The sequence below is a fragment of the Arthrobacter rhombi genome, from assembly GCF_900163545.1.
GTDB classification, from domain to species: domain Bacteria; phylum Actinomycetota; class Actinomycetes; order Actinomycetales; family Micrococcaceae; genus Arthrobacter_H; species Arthrobacter_H rhombi_A.
Map to the genome: position 1 here is coordinate 96304 of NZ_FUHW01000044.1, position 24173 is coordinate 120476.

Sequence of the window (24173 nt, forward strand, 5' to 3'; positions counted from 1 at the left end):
TGTAAGCAATCCTCTGACGGCTTCGAAAGGTTCCCCGTGTCCGAGTTCAATCCCTTTGCCCTTGAAGGCCTCACCTACGACGACGTACTGCTGCTGCCCGGGCCCACGGACGTCATCCCTTCGGAAGCGGATACCTCCACGCGGCTGACCAAGCGGATCAACATCAACATCCCGTTGCTCTCCGCGGCCATGGATACGGTCACCGAGGCGCCGATGGCGATCTCGCTGGCCCGCCAAGGCGGCATCGGCATCATCCACCGCAACCTCTCCATCGACGACCAGGCCCGCCAGGTCGATCAGGTCAAGCGCAGTGAATCAGGGATGATCACCGACCCGGTGACCATCAGCCCGGATGCTACCTTGCAGGAGCTGGATGACCTCTGTGGCCACTACCGGGTCTCCGGACTGCCGGTCGTGGATGCGGAAAAGAAGCTGCTGGGCATCATCACCAACCGGGACACCCGTTTCATCCCCCTCGAACAGTTCCTGACCACCAAGGTCTACGAGGCGATGACCGCGATGCCGCTGATCACCGCGAGGGTCGGGGTTCCCCGCGATGAAGTCATTGCACTGTTGAGCAAGCACCGCATCGAGAAGCTCCCGCTGGTCGACGACGCAGGCGTCCTGCAGGGCCTGATCACGGTCAAGGACTTCGATAAGGCCGAGCAGTACCCGCTGGCGACCAAGGACGAGGAAGGACGCCTGCGCGTTGGTGCAGCCGTCGGTTTCTTCGGTGAAGGTTACGACCGCGCCATGACCCTGGTTGATGCAGGGGTTGACGTCCTGGTCGTGGATACGGCCAACGGCCACAGCCAGGGTGTGCTGGATATGATCGCCCGGCTGAAGAAGGACCCGGCAGCAGCCCATGTGGATGTCATCGGCGGTCAGGCCGCCACCCGTGAGGGCGCCCAGGCGATCATCGATGCCGGCGCGGACGCGATCAAGGTCGGGGTCGGTCCAGGCTCGATCTGCACCACGCGTATTGTCGCCGGCGTCGGCGTCCCGCAGATCACCGCCATCTACGAATCCGCCAAGGCGGCCATCCCCGCAGGCGTTCCGCTGATCGCCGATGGCGGTCTGCAGCATTCGGGGGATATCGGCAAGGCCCTGGTCGCCGGCGCCGATTCGGTGATGCTCGGCTCTCTCTTGGCCGGCACGGCCGAATCCCCGGGTGAACTGGTCTTCATGAACGGCAAGCAGTTCAAGGCCTACCGCGGCATGGGCTCCTTGGGCGCCATGCAAACCCGGGGGAAGAACACGTCCTTCTCGAAGGACCGCTACTTCCAGGCCGACGTCCCCTCGGACGAGAAGCTGATCCCCGAAGGCATCGAAGGCCAGGTTCCCTATCGCGGCCCGGTCGCAGCCGTCGCACACCAGTTGGTCGGCGGGTTGCATCAGACCATGTTCTACGTCGGCGGGCGCACCATCCCGGCCCTGAAGGAACGCGGGAAGTTCGTGCGCATCACCTCAGCCGGTCTCAAGGAATCGCATCCGCATGACATCACCATGACCGTCGAAGCCCCGAACTACCGGTCGCGCTAGGAACGTGCCCCAGCCCAAACAGCTCAAGAAGCTCGCCCGCGAACGCATGGTCCGCACGGGGGAGTCCTATACGAGCGCGCGCAAGGCCATTCTGGACCACCGCCCCGAACGCCCCTCGGCCCGCCCTGCCCCGGCAGGCTCGGCAGCGTCGGGGCGGGAGGCAGCATCGGCAACGGAGTCGGAGGCCGCGCTGCCCGAGGGGGAGCTGCCCGAGTATCCGGCGCCGGAACAGGTCACCCAGTACGACGCCGGGCTCTGGCATCGGGTGCTGACCCAGGCAGGGGTGGCCCACCCGCTGACCGGCCAGCCGCTCAGCGAGGCACTGCTGGCCGGCCTGGCCGGTGGCATCGGTTTCATGGAGTTCGTCTTCGACGATGCATCGACCACGACCGCCACGGTCGTCACCCGGGCCCACCCCGAGCCCTATACGGCGAATCTGTTAACCCGCAGTGGGACGAAGGTTCGCGAGCAGAAGACCGGCAGCGCCCGGCTGGCTGCCCAATACTTGGACGCCGGACTGGACGCCGGCCGTGCCGTCGTCGTCCGGGTCAGCAGGGCTTCCCTGCCGTGGATGGAGATCGGCATCGCCGATGAGGACGAACCAGTGGATGTGGCGGTACTCGGCGAACATGACGAGGGGGAGCTGATCATCGATGACGGCTCCGGCGAACTGCAGCTGATGGGCCCCGAAGCCTTGGCCGCTGCCCGCAGTCGACTCAAGGCCCTCAAGAACTGGCAGGCATGGGTGCCTTCTTCCGGCGGACCCGATGTTGAAACGCTGAAAAGAAACATCCTTCAAGCCATCGAAGAGACCACCGGGCGTCTGCTGGGGACCAGCGATTTGAACGACCTGCCGGCACACTTCGCCCCACAGGTGGGGATTACCGGCCTGCGCACTTGGGCCGGGCAACTGCGTGACACCACTTCGGCTCAGGGTTGGACCGGGCTCCTCTCCGAACCGGGCCGGCTGGCCCACGCCTTGGACACGGTCGTCGAGTTCCTCACCGATGGACGCTACGGAGGCCCGGGGGGACTGCGGGGACTCTACGCAGACTTCCTCGACGAGGCCTCGGAGCTGCCGGGCCTTGAACGGCTGGCCGAGTGCAGCCCCGACTACCGGGCTGTGGCCGGACAGTGGGATGAGCTGACCGACATGATTGATCCCGATATCGACCCGGATGAACGAAGCGGGCATTTCGCAGCCATCGCCGACCGGGTGGAGCCGCTGGCCGTGGCCGAGGAAAACGCGGCAACCCGACTCGTCGAGGTGCTCGCCACGATCAGCGAGTAGGCGGCGTCCGTGGCGGAGCGGTGACGGCGGGAAGAGCGCCGGGAAACCCGTTGTCACTTCGGGGATCATTTTTGTCGGCCCATGCGTTGTACCCGGTAGGATCAGTGAAACGAACTTATTGAGGAGAACACCATGGCCCGTGGGGGCAACCCGATGTTCCAGTCCAAGGCGTTCCGCGAGCAAATGCGGCCCGAGGGGAACACGACCACCAGTGACCAGCGCACGGCCGAGCCGATGAGCTCGCAGTCCCTGCAGGATCTCTACAACTCACCGTCAGCCTCACCGGCCCAGACCGGACGGCTGACCTATAACGACGTGGTCTCCAAGACCGTGCTGATGTGGGGCCTGCTGGTCATCACGGCGGTGATCGGCTGGCAGGTCCCGGCGCTGATGCTTCCCGGGATGCTCGTCGGCTTCGTGCTGGCGCTGGTCAACATCTTCAAGCGCGAGCCCTCCCCGGTGTTGATCATGCTCTACGCCGCGGCAGAAGGCGTGTTCCTCGGTGCCATCTCGGCGGTGTTGAACGGCATGTATGACGGCATTGCCGTCCAGGCGGTACTGGCCACCTTCTCCGTCTTCGCGGTGACCCTGCTGCTCTACCGCTCCGGCAAGTACCGGGCGACCCCGAAGATGACCAAGATGTTCACCATCGCCATGGGCGCCTACCTGCTGTTCAGCCTGGTGAACCTGGGGCTGATGCTCTTCGGCGTCACGGATTCCATGTTCGGACTCCGTTCGGGATGGATGGGCCTCGCGATCGGTGCGCTGGCCGTCCTGCTGGCCACCTACTCACTCGTGCTGGACTTCACCCAGATCCAGCGCGGCGTCGAACAGGGCGCCCCGGCGAAGTTCGCCTGGACCGCAGCCTTCGGCCTGACCGTGACCATGGTCTGGCTGTACGTGGAGATTCTGCGCATCATCGCCATCATGCGAGAACTCTAGGCACGAATCCATCACAGACGACGGCGGTGCCCCTCAGGGTGCCGCCGTCGTCATGTATGCGGCACCCGGTTCCCCGCGACGATATCGTAGGAGAACATCCAGCCAGGAAGGGAACAGCGATGAGTGAGACCACGGCCACGCCCACGGGCCGGCAGTTCACGATCCGCGGCGGCGGAGCCGAAGCCGTCGTCACCGAATTGGCTGCGGCCCTGCGCATCTACCGTCGGAACGGCATCGACCTGGCCCAGCCCTTCGGCGAACACGAATTGCCGCCCTCCGGCTCGGGAATCCTGCTGGCACCCTGGGGTAACCGGATCCGTGACGGGCGGTGGGAACTGGACGGGCAGACCCAGCAACTGGACCTGACCGAGGTGGCCAACGGCAACGCCATCCACGGCCTGCTGCGCAATACCGGATATCGTCTGGACGCCTCCAGCGAATCGTTGATCTGCCTGTCGGCCGAGATCTTTCCCCAGCACGGTTTCCCCTTCAGGATGACCCATACCGTGACCTACGCCCTCGACGCAGAAGGCGGGCTCTCGGTCACCCAGGATTTGCTGAACCACAGTGAACGCAAGGCCCCCGCAGCACTCGGGGCCCACCCCTATCTCCGGTTGGGGGAGGTGCCCACCGAAGAACTGCTGGTGACCGTGCAGGCCGACACCGTCCTGGAAACCGACGAACGACTCATCCCCACCGGGACCTCGCCCGTGGCCGGGGATACTGATCTGCGCGCCGGACGCCGCGTGGGAGACCTGCGCATCGATATCGGCTTGACCGGACTGACCCTGCACGACGACGGGGTACACCACCACCGTCTCACCGCGCCCGACGGGCGGGCCGTCGGGCTGTGGGCCGATGCCGGCTTCGGGTACGCCCAAGTCTTCGTCACCGAGGGGTACGCCGGCCAGCCGTTGGCGGTGGCCATCGAGCCGATGACGGCGCCGGCGAATGCCTTCAATTCAGGTGACGGACTGACCTGGTTGGCCCCACATGAGCACCTGATCGGGCGTTGGGGCATCGAATCATGGCTCTAACCCCCGAGCCGGGTCACCGCAACGTCACCGGGGATCTTCCGTATGGTGTGCGGATGGCCGCAGCCTGGAGCTGGCGAGTAGCCATCATCGTGGCCACGACGGGCCTGATGCTCTGGCTCCTCAGCCACGTTTCCCTGCTGGTCATCCCCCTGATGATCGCTGCCCTCCTGGCCGGGTTGCTGATGCCGGTGGTGCGGTTGCTCCGGCGGTGGAAGCTCCCCAACGGGTTGGCCACCGGGGTCACCATGTTGCTGTTTTTGGCCGTCATCACCATTTTGCTTTCGCTGGTGGGGCGGACCATGGCCCGGGGCATGATGAGCCTATGGCAGCAGGCACTGGCCGGCGTTTCCCAGGTCCAGCACTGGCTATCGGACGGGCCACTCCAGCTGAGCAGCCAAGACCTGGATCGATACCTCGACGGGGCCCTGAGTCAGCTGCAATCCAATAGTGACACGATCCTCAGCGGTGCCGTGTCCTGGGGCAGTGCGCTCGGGCACGGGGCCGCCGGCCTGCTGCTGGCCCTCTTCTCGTTGGTCTTCTTCCTCCTCGAAGGCGAACGCATCTGGACGTTCGTGGTGGGGCTGATGCCCCGTCGGGCCCGCGCCGCGACCGACGGCGCCGGACGCCGGGGCTGGATCAGCCTGGTCAACTACACCAGGGTGCAGCTCTTTGTCGCCTTCATCGACGCCGTCGGTATCGGTGTTGGTGCCGCCATCCTCGGGGTACCGCTGGCCTTTCCGTTGGGTGGACTGGTCTTCCTGGGCTCGTTCATCCCCATCATCGGTGCGCTGGCCACCGGCGCCCTGGCCGTCCTCTTGGCCCTGGTGGCCAACGGCTGGATCAACGCGCTCGTCATGCTCGCCGTCGTCCTGCTGGTCCAGCAGGCAGAATCTCATATCTTGCAGCCGTTGGTCATGGGCAGGGCGGTGAGCCTCCACCCCTTGGCCGTCGTCTTGGCCGTGACCGGCGGCACGCTCACTGCCGGTATCACCGGCGCCCTGTTCGCCGTGCCGGTGATGGCCGTGCTGAACACCATGATCCGCTATATTTCGGCGCGCGGCTGGGAAACCCCCGGGGCGTGGGCCGTAGATGGCGATCCGCCCCCGGGTCCCAGCGCGCCATTCACTGCGCCGGCAGACCTCGACGGCGAAACCGATGCCGTGGCCTCGCCCGGCCCCCGCACCGGAGAACCACCCCGGTGACCGACTCCCTTGATGAAAGCGTCCCCATGCAGCAGCCACCCGATACCACCACCCACCAGACCCTGCCCGTCACCCTGGCCGATATCGAAGCAGCCGCCGAACTCCTGGAGGGCGTCATCGCGCACACCCCGGTGGAACACTCCCGTGCCTTGGGAACCTTGACCGGCAGCGATGTCTACCTCAAATGCGAGAACCTCCAGCGTGCCGGTTCCTTCAAGGTCCGTGGCGCCTATGTGCGCATGGCCCGGCTGAGCGAGGAAGAGAAGGCCCGCGGTGTCGTCGCCGCTTCGGCCGGCAACCACGCCCAGGGTGTCGCCGTGGCCGCCGCACGACTGGGTATCACCGCCAGGATCTATATGCCGTTGGGTGTGGCCCTGCCCAAACTCACCGCGACCAAGGATCACGGTGCCGAAGTGATCCTGCACGGGCATAACGTCGATGAGGCGCTTGCGGAGGCCCAACGCTATGCCGACGCCACCGGAGCGGTGTTTGTGCACCCCTTCGACAACGCCGACATCATTGCCGGTCAGGGAACCATCGGGTTGGAGCTGCTGGAACAACTGCCCGACGTCGACACCGTGCTCATGGGGGTCGGTGGGGGAGGCCTGCTGGCCGGCGTGGCGACGGCGGTGAAAGCCAAGGCCCGCGAACAGGGCCGGGAGATCCGGGTCATCGGCGTCCAAGCCGAGAATGCTGCCTCCTATCCGCCCTCGCTGGCCGCCGACGCGCTCGTGCCCTTGGAGAAGGTTTCCACGATCGCCGACGGCATCGCCGTGGGCCGTCCGGGCCAACTGCCGTTCACGATCATCCGTGAGCTGGTGGACGACGTCGTGACGGTCAGCGAAGATGCGCTGGCCCGGGCCCTGGTGTTCTTGCTGGAGCGCTCCAAACTCGTGGTGGAACCGGCGGGCGCCGTCGGGGTCGCGGCCCTGTTGGAGGGCAAACTGGCCGAACTGGGCATCGATTCTCGGCGCACCGCCGTCGTCCTCTCGGGAGGCAATATCGACCCGCTGCTGCTGCTGAAGGTGATCCAGCGTGGCCTCGCGGTCGCTGGACGCTACCTGACGGTGCGGATGATGCTCGATGACCGGGCCGGAGAGCTGGCCACGATTTCCCGGGTGATCGCCGAATCCGATGCCAACGTCACCGGAGTGGACCACACCAGGATCGGTGGTTCGCTGTCGATGGGGGATGTGGCCATCACCATTGATATGGAGACCAAGGGTCACCTGCATTCCGAACAGGTGCTGGACAACTTGCGCGCGGAAGGGTTCCAGCCGCTCATCATCACCACCTGAGCAGGTTTTCTGGTTAAAGACCTGCGGCCTGCATCTCCCCCGGGGGAGATGCAGGCCGCAGCGGCAGGTACTTAGCCGACGTAAGGCGTCGCGGAAATGATCTCCACGTCGATCGACTTACCGTTCGGCGCGGTGTAGCTGAGCTTATCGCCAACCTTCTTGCCATGGACGGCAGCGCCGATGGGTGACTTTTCGCTGTAGACCTCGAGACCCGAGTCGCCGGCGACTTCGCGGCTGCCGAAGAGGAAGGTGGTTTTGTCGCCGGCGATATTCGCCTCGACGAGCATGCCGGGCTCCACCACGCCATCATCGGCCGGGGCGTCGCCGACTTCGGCTTTCTGCAGGAAGTCCGAGAGGTACTGGATCCGGGCTTCGGCTTTGCCCTGTTCCTCCTTGGCGGCATGGTAGCCACCATTTTCTTTCAGGTCGCCCTCGGAACGGGCCTGCTCGATCTTGTCGACGATCTCAGCGCGGCCGGGACCCTGCAGGTGCTCAAGTTCAGCGGACAAGCGGTCGTATGCCTCCTGGGTGAGCCAGAGAGCCGGTTCATGGTTGGTGGTCAACGTACTTCTCCTTGTAGTAAATGGGCCGGTCGGATGACCGGCCACTGAACTGCAGTGTTTGCCCCGCCCGAGGCGATGCAAGCAAAGACCCCGCCATACGTGGTGAAGAACCGCGGTCCGTCACCAGTTCAAGGCGGGGTGGATCGTATGTGAACGATTTTAGCCATTATCCGGCGAAACCCCAAGTGGCCCACCCCACGGTGGTCATACTTGGCCTAGCCGGCGACCCAACAGGTGGTCACTCCACCGGTGACTCCGAGCGATTCGGTGCGCAGGTCAAAGTCCTTGATGATCGTTTCGCGTCCGGTGCCTTCGGTGGCCCCGAACGTGACGGTCTTCCAACCGACGACGGCGTAGGACTCATTCATCACCCGCACATTGCATGAAACGGTGTCCCGGGGCTTCTTTTCCAGCTGGATGGTGACGTTGGCGCTCGTGTTTGAGGTGATGTCGAACGCAACATCTTTGCTCGAATAGGGCTTGACGTTCCACCAGGCGACCACGCCTGCGGCGATGATCGCCAGGACGAGGGCCACGGAGATCATGACGATTTTGCGCCGCCGGGTCAGGCCGCGCTTGGGTGCGCCATAACGATTGGCTACGCTGGACGGTGGCGCGTCGTCCGTTGAAGGAGGGGGCGCCGGCTGCTGGGTGTTCATCCCCACCAGTCTAGGTCTTTTCGCAGGACGGCAAACCGGCCGTCCTGATGGCATTGAGGAGCAGCTCATCGTGGAAGAATCCCGGGTCGTTCCCGTCCCGCCGTCAGAGGGTTTCCGACTCCTGGCCGTCCATGCCCACCCGGATGACGAGTCCAGTAAGGGTGCGGCCATGATGGCCGCCTACGCCCATGCCGGGGCGCGTGTCATGGTGGCCTCCTGCACCGGTGGGGAACGCGGAGACATTCTCAACGCGTCCGCAGGCGAACTGGCCCACGCCCACCGGGATCTGGCGGGCCTGCGTCGCAAGGAAATGGCCGAAGCCGCCGCCGCGTTGGGCATCGAGCACCGGTGGATCGGTTTCGTGGACTCGGGCCTTCCGCAGGGGGACCCGCTGCCACCGCTGCCTTTCGGGTCCTTCGCCACCCAGAGCCTCGAGCGGGCTGCCGCCCCGTTGGTGAAATTGATTCGTGAGTTCCGTCCGCAGGTGATGACCACCTACGACGAAAATGGGGGATACCCGCATCCGGACCACATCATGACCCACCGGGTATCCGTCGAGGCTTTCGAAGCAGCTGCCGATCCCGCCCGCTACCCCGAACTGGGTGAGCCGTGGGAGGTCTCCAAGCTCTACTACGACCGTGCCTTCAGCCCGGACCGTATTCGCACCTTGCACTACGCCATGGTGGAGAACGGCATTGATTCCCCCTACGAAGAGCGGGTCAAGGCCTTCGAAGCGCACCCCGACGAAGAGATGTTCCGCTGGGTCAGCCCGCACGAGACCACGACGCAGATCGCCTGCTCCGACTTCTTTGAAGCCCGTGACCGCGCCTTGGTGGCACACCGGACGCAGATCGACCCGGAGGGCTTCTTCTTTGCCGTTCCCACATGGGTCTACGAAAAGTATTGGCCCTGGGAGGACTACACGCTGGTCACCTCCCGTGTCGAAGCCCCGACACCCGAAACAGACCTTTTCGCGGGTCTACGCTAAGTCTGCCGTTGTCCGCCTCACGGGTAGACTAGGCGGGCCGGCCAGGGCCGGTACCCACCAAGAAAGAGCAAAAGTGAACCTGTTGTCTTCAGTGCTGGTCGCCGCCAGCTCCGCCCCGGCTGTCCCCACCGGAGATGCCGCCCGTGAGATCGGCCCGGGCTTCGCGGGTTTCGTTGCCACCGCGGCGATGGTGATCGTGGTGATCTTCCTGATCAGGGACATGACACGGCGCATCCGGCGGGTCCGTTATGCCGGAACCGCTGAGGAACGCCAAAACGAATTGGTGGAACGCGGGCGCGAACGCCAGGCGGCCAGCGACGAGTTCCCGCCACGCAGCAACCCGGGACCGGATGGCAGTATTCATTTCGGCGACGGGACCGAGAACGACGACGGCCAGGGCCCGGCCCGCTGATCCGCGGGATCTGACGTTCCCTCGCGGTTCCGGCCCGGGCGGGAACCAGCCGCGGTCAGCAGGGCCCTCTGCTGGATTGTGTGTTTTGCTACGCTCCGTCTAATATTGCCGAGGCGTGGCCTGCGCCACAATCGCGTCGTGCATTCCGGCGCGCTGTAATTCAGTTGACCGGAGGACCGTCATCAAGTTGCTCAAATCATTCCCGCTGCTCGGCTGGGTCATCATCGCCATCGTCTTGGGAGTCCTGACCGGCCCCGTGATGCCTGTCTGGCTCGGCGGGGTCTTCATGACCTACAACTCGATCTTCTCCGGCTTCCTGGGCTTCATCGTGCCGCTGATTATCCTCGGGCTCGTCATGCCCGCGATCGCCGAACTCGGTAAGGGCGCCGGCAAATGGCTGGGGGTGACGGCGTTGATCGCGTATGGCTCCACGGTGTTGGCTGGACTGCTGGCCTACTTCGTGAGTCGTTGGCTGTTCACCTCGTCGCTGGCGGGCGGGGGCCTGGATACCATCGGCGAAGATTCCGGATCCGGTTTCAGCCCCTACCTCACGGTGGTGGCCAGCGCAGGAGACTCTGCCACGGAAATCGTTCTAGAACCGGTCATCGGTGTCATGAGCGCGCTGGTCCTGGCTTTTATCATCGGCATCGGCCTGACGGCATTCCGCAGCAAGGTGCTGTTCCGTGGAGCCGTCGAGTTCCGCACCATCATCGAGATCGTGATTCGGCGCATCATTGTGCCGGCACTGCCCCTGTTCATCTTCGGGATCTTCATGGATCTTTCCGCCAGCGGCTCCGCGGTCACGGTCCTCACGAAGTTCCTGCTCGTGGCAGTGGTCTCCTTCGCCTTGACCTTCGTCGTGCTGCTGGCGCAGTACTCGGTGGCCGGCGGAATGGCCGGGGTGAACCCGTTGAAGGCCCTATGGAATATGCGTGACGCGTACTTCACCGCGCTGGGTACCTCCTCGTCGGCGGCGACGATTCCGGTGACCCTGGCCTCGACGAAAAAGAATAACGTCTCCGACTCCATTGCGGGCTTCGTGGTTCCGCTGTGTGCCACCATCCACCTCTCCGGGTCGATGGTGAAGATCACCTGTTTCTCGTTCGCCGTCCTGCTACTCACGGGCGGGGAAACCAGCTTCGGTTCCTACCTGCCGTTCATCCTGATGCTGGGTGTCATGATGATTGCCGCTCCGGGCGTGCCCGGCGGGGCGATCGCCGCGGCTGCCGGGCTGCTCACGCAGATGCTCGGGTTCGGCGAGGCAGAGGTGGGGCTCATGTTCGCCGCCTATATTGCCCTGGACAGCTTCGGCACGGCCACGAATGTGACCGGCGATGGCGCCATCGCGATGATCATGAATAAGCTCACCAGCGGCAACCTTGGCGCGCAGGCACAAGATCCGGCCGATGAGGACGTCGCAGCGGGAGAAGCCCCGGGGGCGACGGCCCACACCCTGGGGTAGCAAACCCTTCCTATGGTCGGGAAGCGGCATCCGGAAGGCTGCCAAAACCATTCCGGGCACTACTGATCAAGATCAGTAGTGCCCGGATTTCTTTGGTTGCTGGCGTTCCCGTGGGAGCGCCGGTGGGGGACTAGCGGCGGATCATCGACAACCGGTAGGTCTCCGGCCCCTCCTCGACATACTCCACGGCAAACTGACCGGCGGCACGCTGCTCCAGTTGGGCCAAGAGCGGCAACGGGTTGTGGTTGGCGATCAGCAAGATGCCCCGGCCCGGGGCCAAGCCCTCCAATGCACCAAAGATCGTCGCATGGCGGATGGCATGCGGGATGACCCGGGTGTCCAGCTCCGCCAGACCTTCCTCGTCGTGTCCACCGCAGGCACAACCCCCGCCGGCGGGCGCCGAAACAGCTGCGACACCGCCGTCGGACTCCTCCTGGGTTGCGGAGTCCTTTGAGGGGGCGGAAAGATCGGCCAGTACGCGGTTGAGGTCTACCTCCGGGCAGGCGGCCAAGACCGGAAGAGCCTCCGTGGAAGCCATCTCCAATGCCGTGACCGCAGCCTGCGCCGCAGCACCTGCCCGGCCTTCGGAGGGCTGTTCGGCGAGCCGGGTGGAAGCCGTTGCGGCCGCCGTGGTGGCGAGGTCCAGCAACCGGGCGACCAAGGCGGTATCGGTTTTGTTGCCTGCGGCGGCCAAGCTGCGGGTCAGGGCGCCCAGTCCTGGATCAATATCGGAGGTGAGTGTCCGCTGCAAAGCGGCGGGATCCCCTGACTGGGAGGCCACCTTTGAAGACCACTCGGCCAGTAGTTGACGGATCGATTCGAGCGCGGTGGCCGAGGTCTGCGATGAGGCCAAAGTGAGGTTCTCCACGGTGTTCTCCTGGGTTGACGGGAGGCGAATGGTGCCCTGAGACGAACTTTACTACAATATATTCCGTGGTAAATAATAATCCGAATAACCTCGTCGCCCGGTCAGGGAAGGGCCCCCGCCCGGCCGCCGTGGAGGAACCACAAGCCATGTCTCGGGCCCGGCGAGACCTGCTCACCCGGTTGGGTGAATACGGCGGGGCGTGCCCCGTTGATCAGCTCGCACGTTCCTGCGGACAACATCCCAACACCGTTCGCGAGCATCTGGAAGCACTCGTCGAATCCGGTCACGTACAGCGCGCCCCGGCGCCGCAACCGGCCGGTCGAGGTCGCCCGGCCCGGCTCTACCAGGTCGCGGAGCAGGCCACGGTACCGGCGGCCGCCGCCACCCTGGCCTCGGTGCTCGCCGCACAACTGGCGGCACGCCCCGGCGCCCCAGCGGAAGGCGTCGCCGCAGGCCGTGCCTGGGCCGCATCACTGCGCATCGGGCCACCGGAAGCGATCCCGAATCACCGCCCGAGCGTCCAGGAGGTCAGCGAAAACATCGCCGGCGCACTGACCGAAACCGGGTTCGCCGCCGAACAGTCCGCCGAGGACGCCACGGTGCTGCGCTTGACCCGCTGCCCGTTGCTGGATGCGGCGCGGGAACACCCCGACGTCGTCTGCTCCGTCCATCTCGGATTGGTGCAGGGGCTCCTGGATGACGCAGGTGCCTCCGGAACACGGGCACAACTGCTGCCTTTCGCCGCCAGCGACGCGTGCCTGCTGCGGCTGGACCCGCCGAGTGCCTCATGAGCCGTGCCATTGCCGTCCCGGTACGGGGCCGACTGTTCCGCCGTCCAGGGGTCCGGCTGCTGTTCCTCGCACCCGGCGGGGCGGCAATGCTGCTGGGGCTGAACGCCGCGCTGTTCCTGCTGGGACTGCCACATCTGCCGTTCGGCCAGCACCTGGCTGCCAGCCACGGCATGCTCCTGGTCTTCGGGTTCATCGGTACCGTCATCGCCCTGGAACGAGCCGTCGCGTGGGGAAGGGCCCCGGGATACCTGGCACCGACGCTGCTAGGGCTCGGAGGCCTGGCCCTGGTATCGCCCCTGCCACTGGAGGTCGGCAAGACCCTGCTGTTGTCGGGAAGCCTTGGACTCTTGTGGGTCTACATCCCGCTCTGGCGGCGACAGCGTGAAGCAGCGGTGCTCATCCAGATTCTCGGGGCGGCTTCCGCCATCGCGGCCACGGCCCTGTGGCTGCGTATTGCCGATACGGCACCGCTACTCCCACTGCTCGTCGTCTTTGTGGTCCTGACCATTGGTGGGGAACGGCTTGAACTAGCACGCATCCACATTCGATCCTCTGCAGCGGAACCCCTTCTGGTCGGGCTGTCGACCTTGCTGTTGGCTGCCGGTCTGGGCACCGTCCTGTGGCCCCGAGCCGGAACGGTGCTGTTCGGTCTCGCCTTGGGGGCTCTGGTGGTGTGGCTGACGGTGTATGACGTCGCCCGACATACGATCCGCGCCACCGGCCTGCCACGCTACATCGCCTGGTGCCTGCTGGTTGGCTATGGCTGGTTGGCTGTGGCCGCCGCCGTCTTCTTGGTGGCCGGACTTCGCGGGGGGCCCCTGGGCGGGGCCGGCTATGACGCGGCGACCCATGCGGTGTTCCTGGGCTTCACCTTGTCCATGATCATGGCCCACGCCCCCGTGATCTTGCCCGCCGTGCTGCGCCGGCCCCTGCCCTACCACCCGGTCCTGATCCTGCCGGCGGTCCTGCTGCATGGCTCTCTCGCGCTGCGGGTCTTCGTCGCCGACGTCCTGGATGACGGGGCGACGCGACAATTCGCCGGCGTGCTGAACATCATCGCCGTCATGCTCTTCGCCGGTTTGGCGGCGGGCCTGGTGATCTCCGGCAACCGGAGCGCATCACGGACAGCAGCTCGACGAAAGGGTTCCGGCACCGCATGAAGATCCCCACAGTCCCCGGGGCATCCCCACCTGGATCCCGGCCGACCCCCGGGCCGGATCCGGCGCGGTTCTCCCGTGCGCAGTGGCATCTGCGGGCCAATGCCCCGATGCTGTTCTGGCTGATCGCCCTAGCGGTCGTCGTCGCGGCCCACCGGTTCCTTCCGGTGGCGACCTGGTTGATGGTGCACCTGCTCCTGCTGGGAGCGATCGGCAACGCCATCATGGTCTGGAGTTCGCATTTTGCCCAGGCACTGCTCCGGGGCCCGGATCATGGTCGCGTCTATCTGACCTGGAGGCTGGTCGGGCTGAATGCCGGGGTGATCGCCACCGTCGTCGGCATGGTCACCAACCTGTGGGTGCTGGTACTGATCGGGAGCATCCTGGTCGGCGCCGCCTTCGCCCTGCACGGGATCTCCTTCGCCGTGCGGGCCAGCAAGGCCTTGCCCTCGCGTTTCGGCGCCACGGTGAATTACTACATCGCCGCCAGCTGGTTATTGCCCGTTGGTGCGGCGCTCGGTGCCCTGCTGGCCGCCGGGTACGGCGGCGAGATCCGTCAGCGGCTTCTGGTCGCCCATGCGGTGATCAACGTCCTGGGGTTCGTGGGGCTGACCGTGTTGGGCACCTTGGCGACCCTGTTACCGACCATGCTGCGGACCCGGGTGGCCGAGGGGGCGGAATCGGCGGTGCGCCACGGTTGGCTCCCGCTGCTGGGCGGCGTCGCCGTGGCAGGGGCAGGGTCGGGCCTGGGGTGGATGTGGTTGGTTGCCGCCGGCTTGGTGATCTACATCGGGGGGATCATCCATTCGGCGCTTCCGGTGATCCGGGCGATCCTCGGCAAACCACCGACGGACTTTGCTCCACTCTCCGCGGGCGCCTCCCTGCTGTGGCTGACCGGTTCGGTGGCGGTCCTGGCCGTGATGGCCGGGAGGGGGCCCTCGTGGGAGACGCTGTACGAACAGGTCCAGTCGGTGGTCCCGGCGCTCGCTGCAGGTTTTGCGTCCCAGGTACTCCTCGGGGCGCTGAGCTATTTGCTGCCGGTGGTCCTCGGTGGGGGACCCGCGGTGTTCAAGGTCCGCGCAGCTGTGTTCAACTCAGCAGCCGGGGCCCGACTGGTCTTGTTGAATCTCGGCCTGGGAGTGGCGCTGCTGCCCGTGCCGAGCTGGGTCAAGGTCACCACATCCACCCTGGTGCTCGTGGCCCTGGTGTGGTTCCTGATCCTGGTGCTCAAGGGCCTCCGGGCAGGAAAGGCCTCCACGGTCGCCCCGCAAGAAGTAGCTGGCAGTGAGCAGCCCGGGAAACGGTTGATGATGAGCGCGGTGGCCGGGGTGACCGGCGTCGTCCTGGCTGTTGCCCTCGGGATCGTCGCCGACCCGGCAGCTGCAGGAGTAGGGGCCAGTGCCACCACCGAGGGGGAGTCAGGTGCCGGATCGGCCCAGCAGGGGCCTGCGGCCACGGGGGACACCACCCACGTGCAGATGTCCATGGAGGATATGCGCTTCACCCCCGACACTGTTCATGTTCCCGTTGGGGACCGGCTGGTCATTGACGTGGTGAATCAGGACGACAGGGTCCACGACCTGCTGACGGCCAACGGTGCCGCCTCGGGCAGGGTGGCTCCCGGAGCCCATCGAAAGGTCGACGCCGGGGTGATCACCGCCGATACCGAAGGCTGGTGTTCGCTGGCCGGACATCGGCAGATGGGCATGGTGTTCACCATCATTGCCGATGGTGCGCAGGACTCTGCCGCGGCGGACTCGGAGCCCCTGAAGAGGATGGACTCGAAGGACCATGGCGGCCACGGAGGCTCAGCTGAGGACGCATCGGGCACCGCCGGGAACCCGGCAGCAGGGTTCGACCCGATGCGCGCCCCTGGCCAGGGGTTCGTCGCCCGCGATGCCCGGTTGCCGGCAGCCTCGCGGGCCCCCACGCATCACTACACCCTGACCGCCCAGGACACCGAACGTGATGTCGGCGCCGACTATGCGCAAACGCTCTGGACCTATAACGGCACGGCCCCGGGGCCGACGCTCCGGGGCACAGTGGGGGACAAATTCCGCATCACGTTGCGCAACGAGGGGACCACCGGGCACTCCATCGACTTTCACGCCGGAGCACTGGCACCGGACCGGCCCATGCGGACCATCGAGCCGGGAGAGGAGCTGACCTACACGTTCACCGCCACCCGTGCTGGCGCCTGGCTCTACCACTGCTCCACGATGCCCATGTCCTTGCACATCGCCAACGGCATGTTCGGTGCGGTGATCATCGACCCGCCCGATCTGGCCCCCGTGGACCATGAATTCATCATGGTCCAGAACGAGTTGTACCTCGGGAAACCGGGCGGGACGGCTGAGCAGACAAAAATCGATGCCGAAACCCCCGACGCGGTGGTCTTCAACGGGTACGCATCCCAGTACGCCTTTGACCCCCTCCACGTGAAAGTGGGCGAGCGGGCGCGATTCTGGGTTGTGGCGGCCGGACCGAACCGGGGCTCGGCATTCCACGTGATCGGCGGCCAATTCGACACCACCTATCGGGAGGGACGTTACCTCCTGGATGGTTCGGACCCCCATGCCGGATCCCAGACCCTGGACATCGGGGTGGCGCAGGGCGGCTTCGCGGAACTCGAATTCACCGAGGCGGGGAACTATCCGTTTGTTTCCCACTCCATGGTCGACGCCGAACGCGGCGCCCGGGGCATCATCAAGGTGACCCGCTAGCCGGTGCTCTGCTGGCAGAACTCGCAGATCCGCGGTTAGGCCTTGATGCTTTCGCGTTCCGCGCCCACAGCTGCAGGGGTCTCGCGCGTCTTTCGCGGGATGAGTGCGGCAAAGAGTGCAGCCAATAAGGCAGCACCGATTGAGAAGGCGAAGGTGACGCGGAAGCCTTCGAGGGTGGGGACCTGCGCCGCACCCAGTGACATGGTCATACTGGCCAGAACCACGCCCATGACCGCTGCCGCTGCCGAGGAACCCACAGAACGCATCAGGGCGTTCAAGCCATTGGCCGCCCCGGTATCGGTCAGCGGGACTGCGCCCATGATCAGGGCAGGCATGGCAGCGTAGGCCAGTCCGATGCCGCCGCCGACGATGATGGAGGCCACGAGGATCTGCCAGGTTTCGGAGATCAGGAAGAACGCCATCACATACCCCAAAGCGATGACCAAAGACCCGAGGATCAGCGTGGCCTTGGGCCCGTAGCGTGCCGAAAGGCGGGCCGAGACCGGGGAGAGGAGCATCATGACGAACCCACCGGGCGTTAGCACCAGCCCCGCCATGACCATGGAGTGACCCAAACCATAACCGGTCCCTGCCGGAGCCATCAGCAACTGCGTGAAGGTCAGGCTCATGGCGTACATGGCAAACCCGACGGTCATCGAGGCGAGGTTCGTGAACAGGACCTGTGGACGGGCCGAGACGCGAAGATCGACCAACGGTGCCTTGACCCGAAGCTGGTAGACGCCCCAGAGGACCAGGATGATCGCCGCAGCAGCAAAGAACCCCAGCGTCAGTGGGCTGGTCCAGCCCCAGTCGCTGCCCTTGGTGATGGGCAACAGCAGCGAGACCAGGCCGGCGGCCAATCCAGCGGCTCCTACGGCATCAAAGCGGGCGGGGGTCCGTACCGCGGATTCGGGTAGGAGCGTGGCTACCAGGGTCAAGCACAGGGCGCCGAGGCCGGCAGCGGTCCAGAATAAGACGTGCCAATCGGCGACCTGGGCAATGAAGGCCGAGAAGGGCAGGCCGATGGCGCCGCCGACGCCCATCGTGGCGCTCATCGTCGCAATGGCTGCCCCGATCCTCGCCGGAGGCAATTCATCGCGCAGGATGCTGATACCCAAGGGGATGGCCCCCATGGCCAGCCCCTGCAGAACCCGACCCGCGAGCATCACTTCCAACGTGCTGGTCAAGGCGCAGAGCACCGAGCCGGCAACCATGAGGGCCAGCGAAATGATGAGCATACGACGTTTGCCGAACATATCGCCCAACCGTCCGGCGATGGGAGTGACTACGGCGCCGGCGAGCAGGGTGGCGGTGATGATCCAGGCCGCGTCGGAGGCCGAGGTGTCCAACATGGTGGGCAATTGTGGAATCAGCGGGACCACGAGGGTCTGCATTAAGGAGACCACGATGCCCACGAAGGCCAGGATGGTGACCGCGACCCGCGGGGAGGGTGGCCAGTGCGTGGATAGAGCGGGAGTGGAAGTCATGGGGCTCGCTAACTGGATGAGGTGAGTACGCCGAACTATGCTTGTGCACCATACATGAGAAGTGTAGCGCGCACATCTTTTGCATAATGCATATCGTTGTATAGTGGATTCCTGCGGAAAGACAATCAGAGGGAGAAGAATGACGGAAGACACTGATGCTCTGCAGGAGATGCAGTACGAACTCATGCTGTTTTTCCGTTATCAGTTGCGTCCGCACCATAAGAGCAGTCCGGCCCTTGAGCGTTCCGCTTATGTGTTGCTCAACCGGCTTGAACGCTCCGATCCGATGACGCTCAAGGAGCTCTCCCAGGCCCTGCGGCTTGATGCCTCGACGATCCACCGCCAGGTCGGCGCACTGATACGTCACGAGCATGTGGCCTACGTGCCCGGTGTCGCGGGTGAGGTGGCCCGCCGTATCGCCCCGACCGAGGCGGGGATCGAGGCGCTACTGGAAACGCGCCGGTCGTACGAGCAGGGATTGCGTGATGTCGTGGCCGACTGGCCGCAGGAGAAGCAGCGCGCTTTTTCGGGTTTGCTGCGCGACTTCAATGAGAACGTCGAGCGCATCGAAGAGGCCCCTTGGCCGCGGGGGCGATGAGGGGCCGGCGCGCCGGCCGCCTCGGCTAGCGGACCGCCAACATGGCCATCATGATGGCGATGTAGTGACAAGCGAATCCGCCGACCGTGAAGGCGTGGAAGAGCTCGTGGAAGCCGAACCATTCGAGGTGGATGTTCGGACGTTTGAGGGCGTAGAACACGGCGCCTGCGATATAGAGTGCGCCACCGGCGCAGAGCAGGACTGCTGCCGGGATGCTGGCGGCAAAGAAGTCGCCGATGTAGATCAGGCAGGCCAGTCCCAAGGCGATGTAGACCGGGGTGTATAACCAGCGGGGTGCGTCGGTCCAGAATAAGCGGAAGGCGACACCGAGGATCGCTCCGATCCAGACCAGCCACAGCAAGAAGGTGGCTTTCGCCTCCGGAAGCAGCGCCCAGGCCAGGGGCGTATACGAGCCGGCAATGACCAGCATGATGTTGGTGTGGTCCAGTCGCTTGAGAACCCGTTTGACCTTCGGGGACCAATTTCCGCGATGGTACACGGCAGAAATGGTGAACAGAAGCAGTCCCGTTGCGGCGTATACCGCCGCAGAAACCTTACCCCCGGTCCCGGGGGCCAACACCACGAGGACGATGCCTGCTGCCAGTGCCAAGGGTGCGGTCCCCGCGTGGATCCAGCCGCGTAAATGCGGTTTGATCTCATCCAACGGGGCCATGCTGGGGGATGACTGCGACATGGTCCGATACTACCGGAGAGTAATAAAGTGGGTGGCGGGGAAGCCGGCTTCTTCAGGCGTGCCGCTCAACACCGTGGCGGCCCAACCGGTAGCCTAGAGTCGCGGCAACCAAGCAGCGTTGATCCGTGCTGGCCGAGCGACTGGAAGGGGACGACGTGCGGTTGCCCGAAGTCCTTTACCGTCTTTACGGCAAAGTGCTCAAGAAGGATATTCCTACAGAGAAGCTACCCGGGCATATCGGGATGGTCGTGGATGGGAACCGGCGGTGGGCCAAGCTCGCCGGAGCACCGACAGTGCACGGTCACCAGGCAGGTGCCGATAACATCGTTGAGTTCCTGGGGTGGTGCCGTGAACTGAAGATCCCCACCGTCACTCTCTACATGCTCTCCACCGACAACATGAGCCGGTCAAACGATGAGCTGGACGACCTGATGGGCATCATCGCCAATATGCTGGACCGGCTCGCCGAGCAACACGACCTGTGTGTTCAGCCCATGGGTGCCTATGACGAACTACCCGACTATCTCTCGAATAAACTCCACGCCCTCGCCGAATCCTCGCAAAACGCTTCGGGACTGCATGTGAACATCGCCATCGGCTACGGGGGGCGTGCCGAAATCGTGGACGCCGTCAAGGAGCTGTTATCCGATGCCGATGCTGCAGGAACCTCCCTGGCCGAGGTGGCCCGCGGGCTGGAAGTCGAAGACATCTCCCGCTACCTCTACACCCGTGGCCAGCCCGACCCCGATCTGGTGATCCGCACCTCGGGAGAACAACGACTCTCGGGTTTCCTGACGTGGCAGAGCGCCTATAGCGAATTCTATTTCTGCGAAGCCCTGTGGCCCGATTTCCGGAAAGTCGATTTCCTGCGCGCCCTCCGTGATTTCACGGACCGCCAACGCCGCTTCGGGAGCTGAGGCGTTCACCTCCGGGCCATCGGACATTCGCTCACCGGGCGGCGTGTCTTGGGCCACAAGACATGTCTGCGGGCTAGCTTGAAGACATCGGCAGGCATTACCGCCGGCCGAGACGGAAAGGCCACCGAGCGTTGAGACACACGGTCAACGACGGGAGGCCGGATTCGGCCTCAAGGCTGGACCGGACCACCCGCAGAACGGTTACCTAGGGGCGCAACGCCCCTGTTGGGAGTCATCGTGGCAGTCGAAATCCAGTCCAGCAACGTCGTGGCGGACGAGATCGGCAGGACGGGCCCGACTCCCGCCGCCGGCTTGGCCCACGCCACCCCCGCAGCGACCCCGGTGACGAGTGCCCGGCAAAGTATCGGAGAGAAATCCTACGTTCTGGACACCTCGGTCCTGATCGCCGACCCACGGGCCGTCCTGCGATTCGCCGAACATGAGGTCATCGTTCCCATCGTGGTGATCAGCGAATTGGAAAAGAAACGCCATGATCCCGACGTCGGCTTCTTCGCCCGCAAAGCCTTGCGTCTCCTCGATGCGCTCCGCGTCGAACGTGGAGGCCTGAACCGCCCGCTGCCGATCGGGAATGACGGGGGCTCCTTGCGGATTGAGCTGAACCACGTGTCCACCGAGGTGCTTCCGGTGGGGTTCCGGGCCGGTGACAACGACTCACGCATTCTGGCGGTGGCCAAGAACTTCTTCGATGAGGGCCGCGATGTCACGGTGGTGTCGAAGGACCTTCCCCTGCGGGTGAAAGCCTCGGCAATGGGCCTGCAGGCCGATGAGTACCGGAACGGGTTGGTGCTTGATTCGGGGTGGACCGGAACCGCCGAACTAGATGTGGCCGATACCGATGTGGAGGAGTTGTATAACCACGAGCCGGTGTTGGTCGCCGAGGCGGCCGAGATGCCGGTCAACACCGGCTTGATCCTGCTCTCCAACCGCGGCTCGGCCCTTGGCCGGGTCGGAGAGGACGGGCTGGTCCGCCTGGTGAAGGGCGATCGCGACGTCTTTGGCCTGCATGGCCGGTCAGCTGAGCAACGGCTGGCGATCGACCTGCTGATGGATCGGGAGGTCGGGATCGTCTCCCTGGGCGGCCGGGCCGGAACCGGGAAATCAGCCCTCGCCCTCTGCGCGGGACTCGAAGCCGTGATGGAACGAGGCGAGCATAAGAAAGTGGTGGTCTTCCGGCCCCTGTACGCCGTCGGCGGCCAGGAGCTCGGCTACCTGCCCGGCTCCGAAGACGACAAGATGAACCCGTGGGGACAGGCGGTCTTCGACACCCTGGGCGCGCTCGTCTCCAAGAATGTCATGGACGAGGTCGTCGACCGCGGACTACTCGAGGTCCTGCCGCTGACCCATATCCGCGGCAGGTCCCTGCACGATTCGTTCGTCATCGTCGATGAGGCGCAGTCCTTGGAGAAGAACGTGCTGCTGACCGTGATGAGTCGGATCGGACAAAACTCCAAGATCGTACTGACCCACGATGTGGCTCAACGCGACAACCTGAGGGTGGGCCGGCACGACGGCGTTGCTGCCGTGGTCGAAACGCTCAAGGGGCATCCCTTATTCGGGCATATCACCCTGACCCGGTCCGAACGTTCAGCCATCGCGGCGCTGGTTACCGACATGCTCGAGGAATCGGGGGCATAGCTCTTCGCCTCTGATAGAGATCAAGAGTGACACCACCCACGATCCTGGGCCCGACGGGCCGGGCCGCGACGCACCGCGAAAGGATGTCGTGCCGGTCGGCCCCGGTTCCCGGATCCGTCTGAATGCCGCCGTGCGGTTCGTTGCCTTTTTTGGGGGGCAGCACTCATCTTCCTGGTCCTGTTCACCCTGTTGGCGGTCCTCCTTGGCGGCGTCGACTCATTCAGCAGACCCGACGGCGTGGGCCCTTCCATCGTCATGATGATGGCGGTGACCTGCGCCCATGGGGTGGTCGTTCTCGGGGTGGAACGGCGCTTCGTGCCTGATGAAATCGCTCCCGGCGTTGGCCCGGACTGGCCGTGGGGGCCCTCTGGGGGCTGCCGGGCTGCTGGCCGCCTACGGTCTCATCATGGTCCTGGGCGGTTATCGGCTCCTGCCCCCTGCCGGGGTGGATGTCCCGGGGATCTTGGAACTCATGCTGGTCGCCGGGCTGGGAGCTGCGGTGACCGAGGAGCTGGTGTTCCGGGAGATGGGCCTTCGCCTGCTGGAAGAATTCGCCGGCACGTGGACGGCGTCGTGGTGCCCGGGCGGGTGTTCGGAATGTTCCACCTAACGAACCCCGATGCGACGCTCTGGGCGGGAATCGCTATTGCCATCGGGGCGGGCCTGCTTTTGGGGGTGTCATACGCCTTGACGCGTTCCCTGTGGGTGGTGATCGGCTACCACATGCTGTGGAACATCGTGCAGGGCCCCGTATTGGGTGTTCAGATCTCGGGCACCGGAAAGGCGTCCTCGATATGGCATACGGGCCTCACGGGCCCCGAGTGGTTGACCGGAGGTTCCTTCGGGCTCGAGGCCAGTGTCGTGACGGTTATCCTGCTGCTGGCAGCGACCGTCGTCCTCGCCCTCATGCTCCGACGCCGCGGGGGAGTGGCGGCCCCCCGGGCTGGAGGCGTGGCCGGTGAGCTACACGCCGCCTCGGCTGGCCTGCGGTCCACGGATGATCCAGGGGATATGGTCCCGGACATCGGTCAGGTTCATTGAATGCTCCACGAACAGGTCATCGAGCATGTACTCGTTGACGGCGTGGATGCGGATGTCGTGTCCGTTGCCCTGAACCGGTCCGTCCAAGGCCTCCGTATACACACAAACTGCCGTTTGGAGGTCGATACGCAGCCGGGTCCTTCCGGCCTCCAACAGCGGGAACCCGTCCGTTTCCGGGGTGTAGGTGACATTGGGTGAGACCACGGCTTCCAGCGCTGCCCGCCCCGCATGGCGGGTTTCGTTCAATTCATGGATTTCCACGACGTTGGACAACGGGAATTCCAGCGGAACCGGGGCACTGCCGGCCAATTCCACGGGATCGAGCATGGCGGACCAGCGGGCATCCCCGAAGACCGGGTCACCATAATCTGCTTCCGGGCGGCGGGCAATCAGCCCGTCGTCGTCGTAGACAGGTGTCACCAGACGTGGTGGCAGCAGCCAGGAACTGCGGTTGCCCGTGATGTAGAAGGCATCGCGGGACGCGTGGATCGATGTGGTGCTGAACAGCAGTTCGGAGGACTCATCTTCGACCCGTAGGGCGTCCGGACGGCGCAACCAGGCACGGATCCGCGGGATGGCTTCGGGGATGACCTCCTCTTCACGCTCAATATCGGCCGGCGCGGAAAGGGCGTCCAGGGGAGTGTGGTCCTCCTGCAATTTGACCGGTGCGGTCGGGCCCGCCGTGGGGCTGGCGGTGAACCATTCCACGTCGAACCGCAGGGTCCTCCACCGCCAGGGCGAAGACCTACAGAGTCGGCGGAAAGCTGCGGCATCCTCTCGGGAGACCGCCGAGGGGCCAGGTGGCGGCGGGGTGGTCGGAGGAATAGTCATACTCCACAGTCTAA

At 65.0% G+C, this 24173-nt stretch carries 23 protein-coding genes; 17 read left to right on the top strand and 6 right to left on the bottom strand.

The features are described from left to right. Window positions 1-36 precede the first annotated feature (36 nt). From guaB to ilvA, 6 genes are all read left to right on the top strand, one after another. A complete protein-coding gene (guaB, locus tag FM101_RS13205) occupies window positions 37-1542 on the top strand; it encodes an IMP dehydrogenase (protein ID WP_087000413.1) in 1506 nt (501 codons plus the stop codon). Window positions 1543-1546: 4 nt separating this feature from the next. Continuing rightward, complete coding sequence (locus tag FM101_RS13210; RefSeq protein WP_087000415.1) at window positions 1547-2833, top strand: BtrH N-terminal domain-containing protein; 1287 nt, start codon at window positions 1547-1549, stop codon at window positions 2831-2833. A gap of 132 nt (window positions 2834-2965) precedes the next feature. After that, a complete protein-coding gene (locus tag FM101_RS13215; RefSeq protein ID WP_087000417.1) occupies window positions 2966-3775 on the top strand; it encodes a Bax inhibitor-1/YccA family protein in 810 nt (269 codons plus the stop codon). Between the two features lie 119 nt (window positions 3776-3894). Beyond that, window positions 3895-4812 carry an aldose 1-epimerase family protein gene (locus FM101_RS13220; RefSeq protein ID WP_087000419.1) on the top strand — a complete coding sequence of 306 codons (918 nt, stop codon included), beginning with the start codon at window positions 3895-3897 and terminating at the stop codon, window positions 4810-4812. Then, on the top strand, window positions 4803-6014 hold the full coding sequence (locus FM101_RS13225) for an AI-2E family transporter (protein WP_087000421.1): 1212 nt from the start codon (window positions 4803-4805) through the stop codon (window positions 6012-6014). Before FM101_RS13220 ends, FM101_RS13225 begins: the two co-directional genes overlap by 10 nt. Window positions 6015-6040: 26 nt before the next feature. Beyond that, window positions 6041-7312 carry a threonine ammonia-lyase gene (ilvA, locus tag FM101_RS13230; protein ID WP_087000640.1) on the top strand — a complete coding sequence of 424 codons (1272 nt, stop codon included), beginning with the start codon at window positions 6041-6043 and terminating at the stop codon, window positions 7310-7312. A gap of 71 nt (window positions 7313-7383) precedes the next feature. On the opposite strand, the gene greA is transcribed toward ilvA, so the two are convergent. Both greA and FM101_RS13240 read right to left on the bottom strand, forming a co-directional pair. Then, a complete protein-coding gene (gene greA, locus FM101_RS13235; protein WP_087000423.1) occupies window positions 7384-7875 on the bottom strand; it encodes a transcription elongation factor GreA in 492 nt (163 codons plus the stop codon). Window positions 7876-8090: 215 nt separating this feature from the next. Then, entirely contained in the window at window positions 8091-8534 is a 444-nt protein-coding gene (locus FM101_RS13240; protein WP_087000426.1) for a DUF4307 domain-containing protein, read from the bottom strand. Between the two features lie 70 nt (window positions 8535-8604). On the opposite strand from FM101_RS13240, the gene mca reads away from it, so the two are divergent. The 3 genes from mca to FM101_RS13255 all read left to right on the top strand — a co-directional run bounded on the left by mca (window position 8605) and on the right by FM101_RS13255 (window position 11396). Then, window positions 8605-9522: a mycothiol conjugate amidase Mca gene (gene mca, locus FM101_RS13245; protein ID WP_087000427.1), complete on the top strand. Its 918-nt coding sequence runs from the start codon at window positions 8605-8607 to the stop codon at window positions 9520-9522. A gap of 82 nt (window positions 9523-9604) precedes the next feature. Beyond that, window positions 9605-9934: a hypothetical protein gene (locus tag FM101_RS13250; RefSeq protein WP_143269292.1), complete on the top strand. Its 330-nt coding sequence runs from the start codon at window positions 9605-9607 to the stop codon at window positions 9932-9934. Between the two features lie 181 nt (window positions 9935-10115). Then, window positions 10116-11396, top strand: coding sequence for a dicarboxylate/amino acid:cation symporter (locus FM101_RS13255; RefSeq protein WP_087000642.1), 1281 nt, complete (start codon window positions 10116-10118; stop codon window positions 11394-11396). Between the two features lie 130 nt (window positions 11397-11526). Here the strand turns inward: FM101_RS13255 and FM101_RS16155 are convergent, their stop codons facing one another. Beyond that, complete coding sequence (locus FM101_RS16155; protein WP_342744403.1) at window positions 11527-12264, bottom strand: DUF2249 domain-containing protein; 738 nt, start codon at window positions 12262-12264, stop codon at window positions 11527-11529. 65 nt (window positions 12265-12329) lie between these two features. Between FM101_RS16155 and FM101_RS13265 the strand changes: the two genes are divergently transcribed. From FM101_RS13265 to FM101_RS13275, 3 genes are read left to right on the top strand one after another with little or no spacing between them, the layout of a single operon-like run. After that, on the top strand, window positions 12330-13055 hold the full coding sequence (locus tag FM101_RS13265; RefSeq protein ID WP_143269293.1) for a helix-turn-helix transcriptional regulator: 726 nt from the start codon (window positions 12330-12332) through the stop codon (window positions 13053-13055). Beyond that, complete coding sequence (locus tag FM101_RS13270; RefSeq protein WP_179204326.1) at window positions 13052-14215, top strand: hypothetical protein; 1164 nt, start codon at window positions 13052-13054, stop codon at window positions 14213-14215. The genes FM101_RS13265 and FM101_RS13270 overlap by 4 nt, the downstream gene beginning before the upstream one ends. Next, window positions 14212-16935 carry a multicopper oxidase domain-containing protein gene (locus tag FM101_RS13275; RefSeq protein ID WP_087000436.1) on the top strand — a complete coding sequence of 908 codons (2724 nt, stop codon included), beginning with the start codon at window positions 14212-14214 and terminating at the stop codon, window positions 16933-16935. Before FM101_RS13270 ends, FM101_RS13275 begins: the two co-directional genes overlap by 4 nt. Before the next feature lie 35 nt (window positions 16936-16970). Here the strand turns inward: FM101_RS13275 and FM101_RS13280 are convergent, their stop codons facing one another. After that, window positions 16971-18422, bottom strand: coding sequence for an MFS transporter (locus FM101_RS13280; RefSeq protein ID WP_087000438.1), 1452 nt, complete (start codon window positions 18420-18422; stop codon window positions 16971-16973). Between the two features lie 139 nt (window positions 18423-18561). On the opposite strand from FM101_RS13280, the gene FM101_RS13285 reads away from it, so the two are divergent. Next, complete coding sequence (locus FM101_RS13285) at window positions 18562-19020, top strand: MarR family winged helix-turn-helix transcriptional regulator (protein WP_087000439.1); 459 nt, start codon at window positions 18562-18564, stop codon at window positions 19018-19020. Window positions 19021-19045: 25 nt separating this feature from the next. Here the strand turns inward: FM101_RS13285 and trhA are convergent, their stop codons facing one another. Next, complete coding sequence (trhA, locus tag FM101_RS13290; RefSeq protein ID WP_087000441.1) at window positions 19046-19693, bottom strand: PAQR family membrane homeostasis protein TrhA; 648 nt, start codon at window positions 19691-19693, stop codon at window positions 19046-19048. 176 nt (window positions 19694-19869) lie between these two features. Here trhA and FM101_RS13295 point away from each other — a divergent pair, with 176 nt between their 5' ends. The 4 genes from FM101_RS13295 (at window position 19870) to FM101_RS15780 (ending at window position 23328) form a co-directional block, all read left to right on the top strand. Next, complete coding sequence (locus tag FM101_RS13295; protein WP_087000645.1) at window positions 19870-20631, top strand: isoprenyl transferase; 762 nt, start codon at window positions 19870-19872, stop codon at window positions 20629-20631. 342 nt (window positions 20632-20973) lie between these two features. Then, window positions 20974-22287: a PhoH family protein gene (locus FM101_RS13300; RefSeq protein ID WP_245806706.1), complete on the top strand. Its 1314-nt coding sequence runs from the start codon at window positions 20974-20976 to the stop codon at window positions 22285-22287. Window positions 22288-22609: 322 nt separating this feature from the next. After that, window positions 22610-22897: a hypothetical protein gene (locus tag FM101_RS15775; RefSeq protein WP_179204327.1), complete on the top strand. Its 288-nt coding sequence runs from the start codon at window positions 22610-22612 to the stop codon at window positions 22895-22897. Then, window positions 22885-23328, top strand: coding sequence for a CPBP family glutamic-type intramembrane protease (locus tag FM101_RS15780; RefSeq protein ID WP_179204328.1), 444 nt, complete (start codon window positions 22885-22887; stop codon window positions 23326-23328). The genes FM101_RS15775 and FM101_RS15780 overlap by 13 nt, the downstream gene beginning before the upstream one ends. Here FM101_RS15780 and FM101_RS13310 read toward each other — a convergent pair. Next, window positions 23251-24159, bottom strand: coding sequence for a hypothetical protein (locus FM101_RS13310; protein WP_087000445.1), 909 nt, complete (start codon window positions 24157-24159; stop codon window positions 23251-23253). The two genes, FM101_RS15780 and FM101_RS13310, sit on opposite strands and share 78 nt — an antisense overlap. Between the last annotated feature and the right edge of the window lie 14 nt (window positions 24160-24173).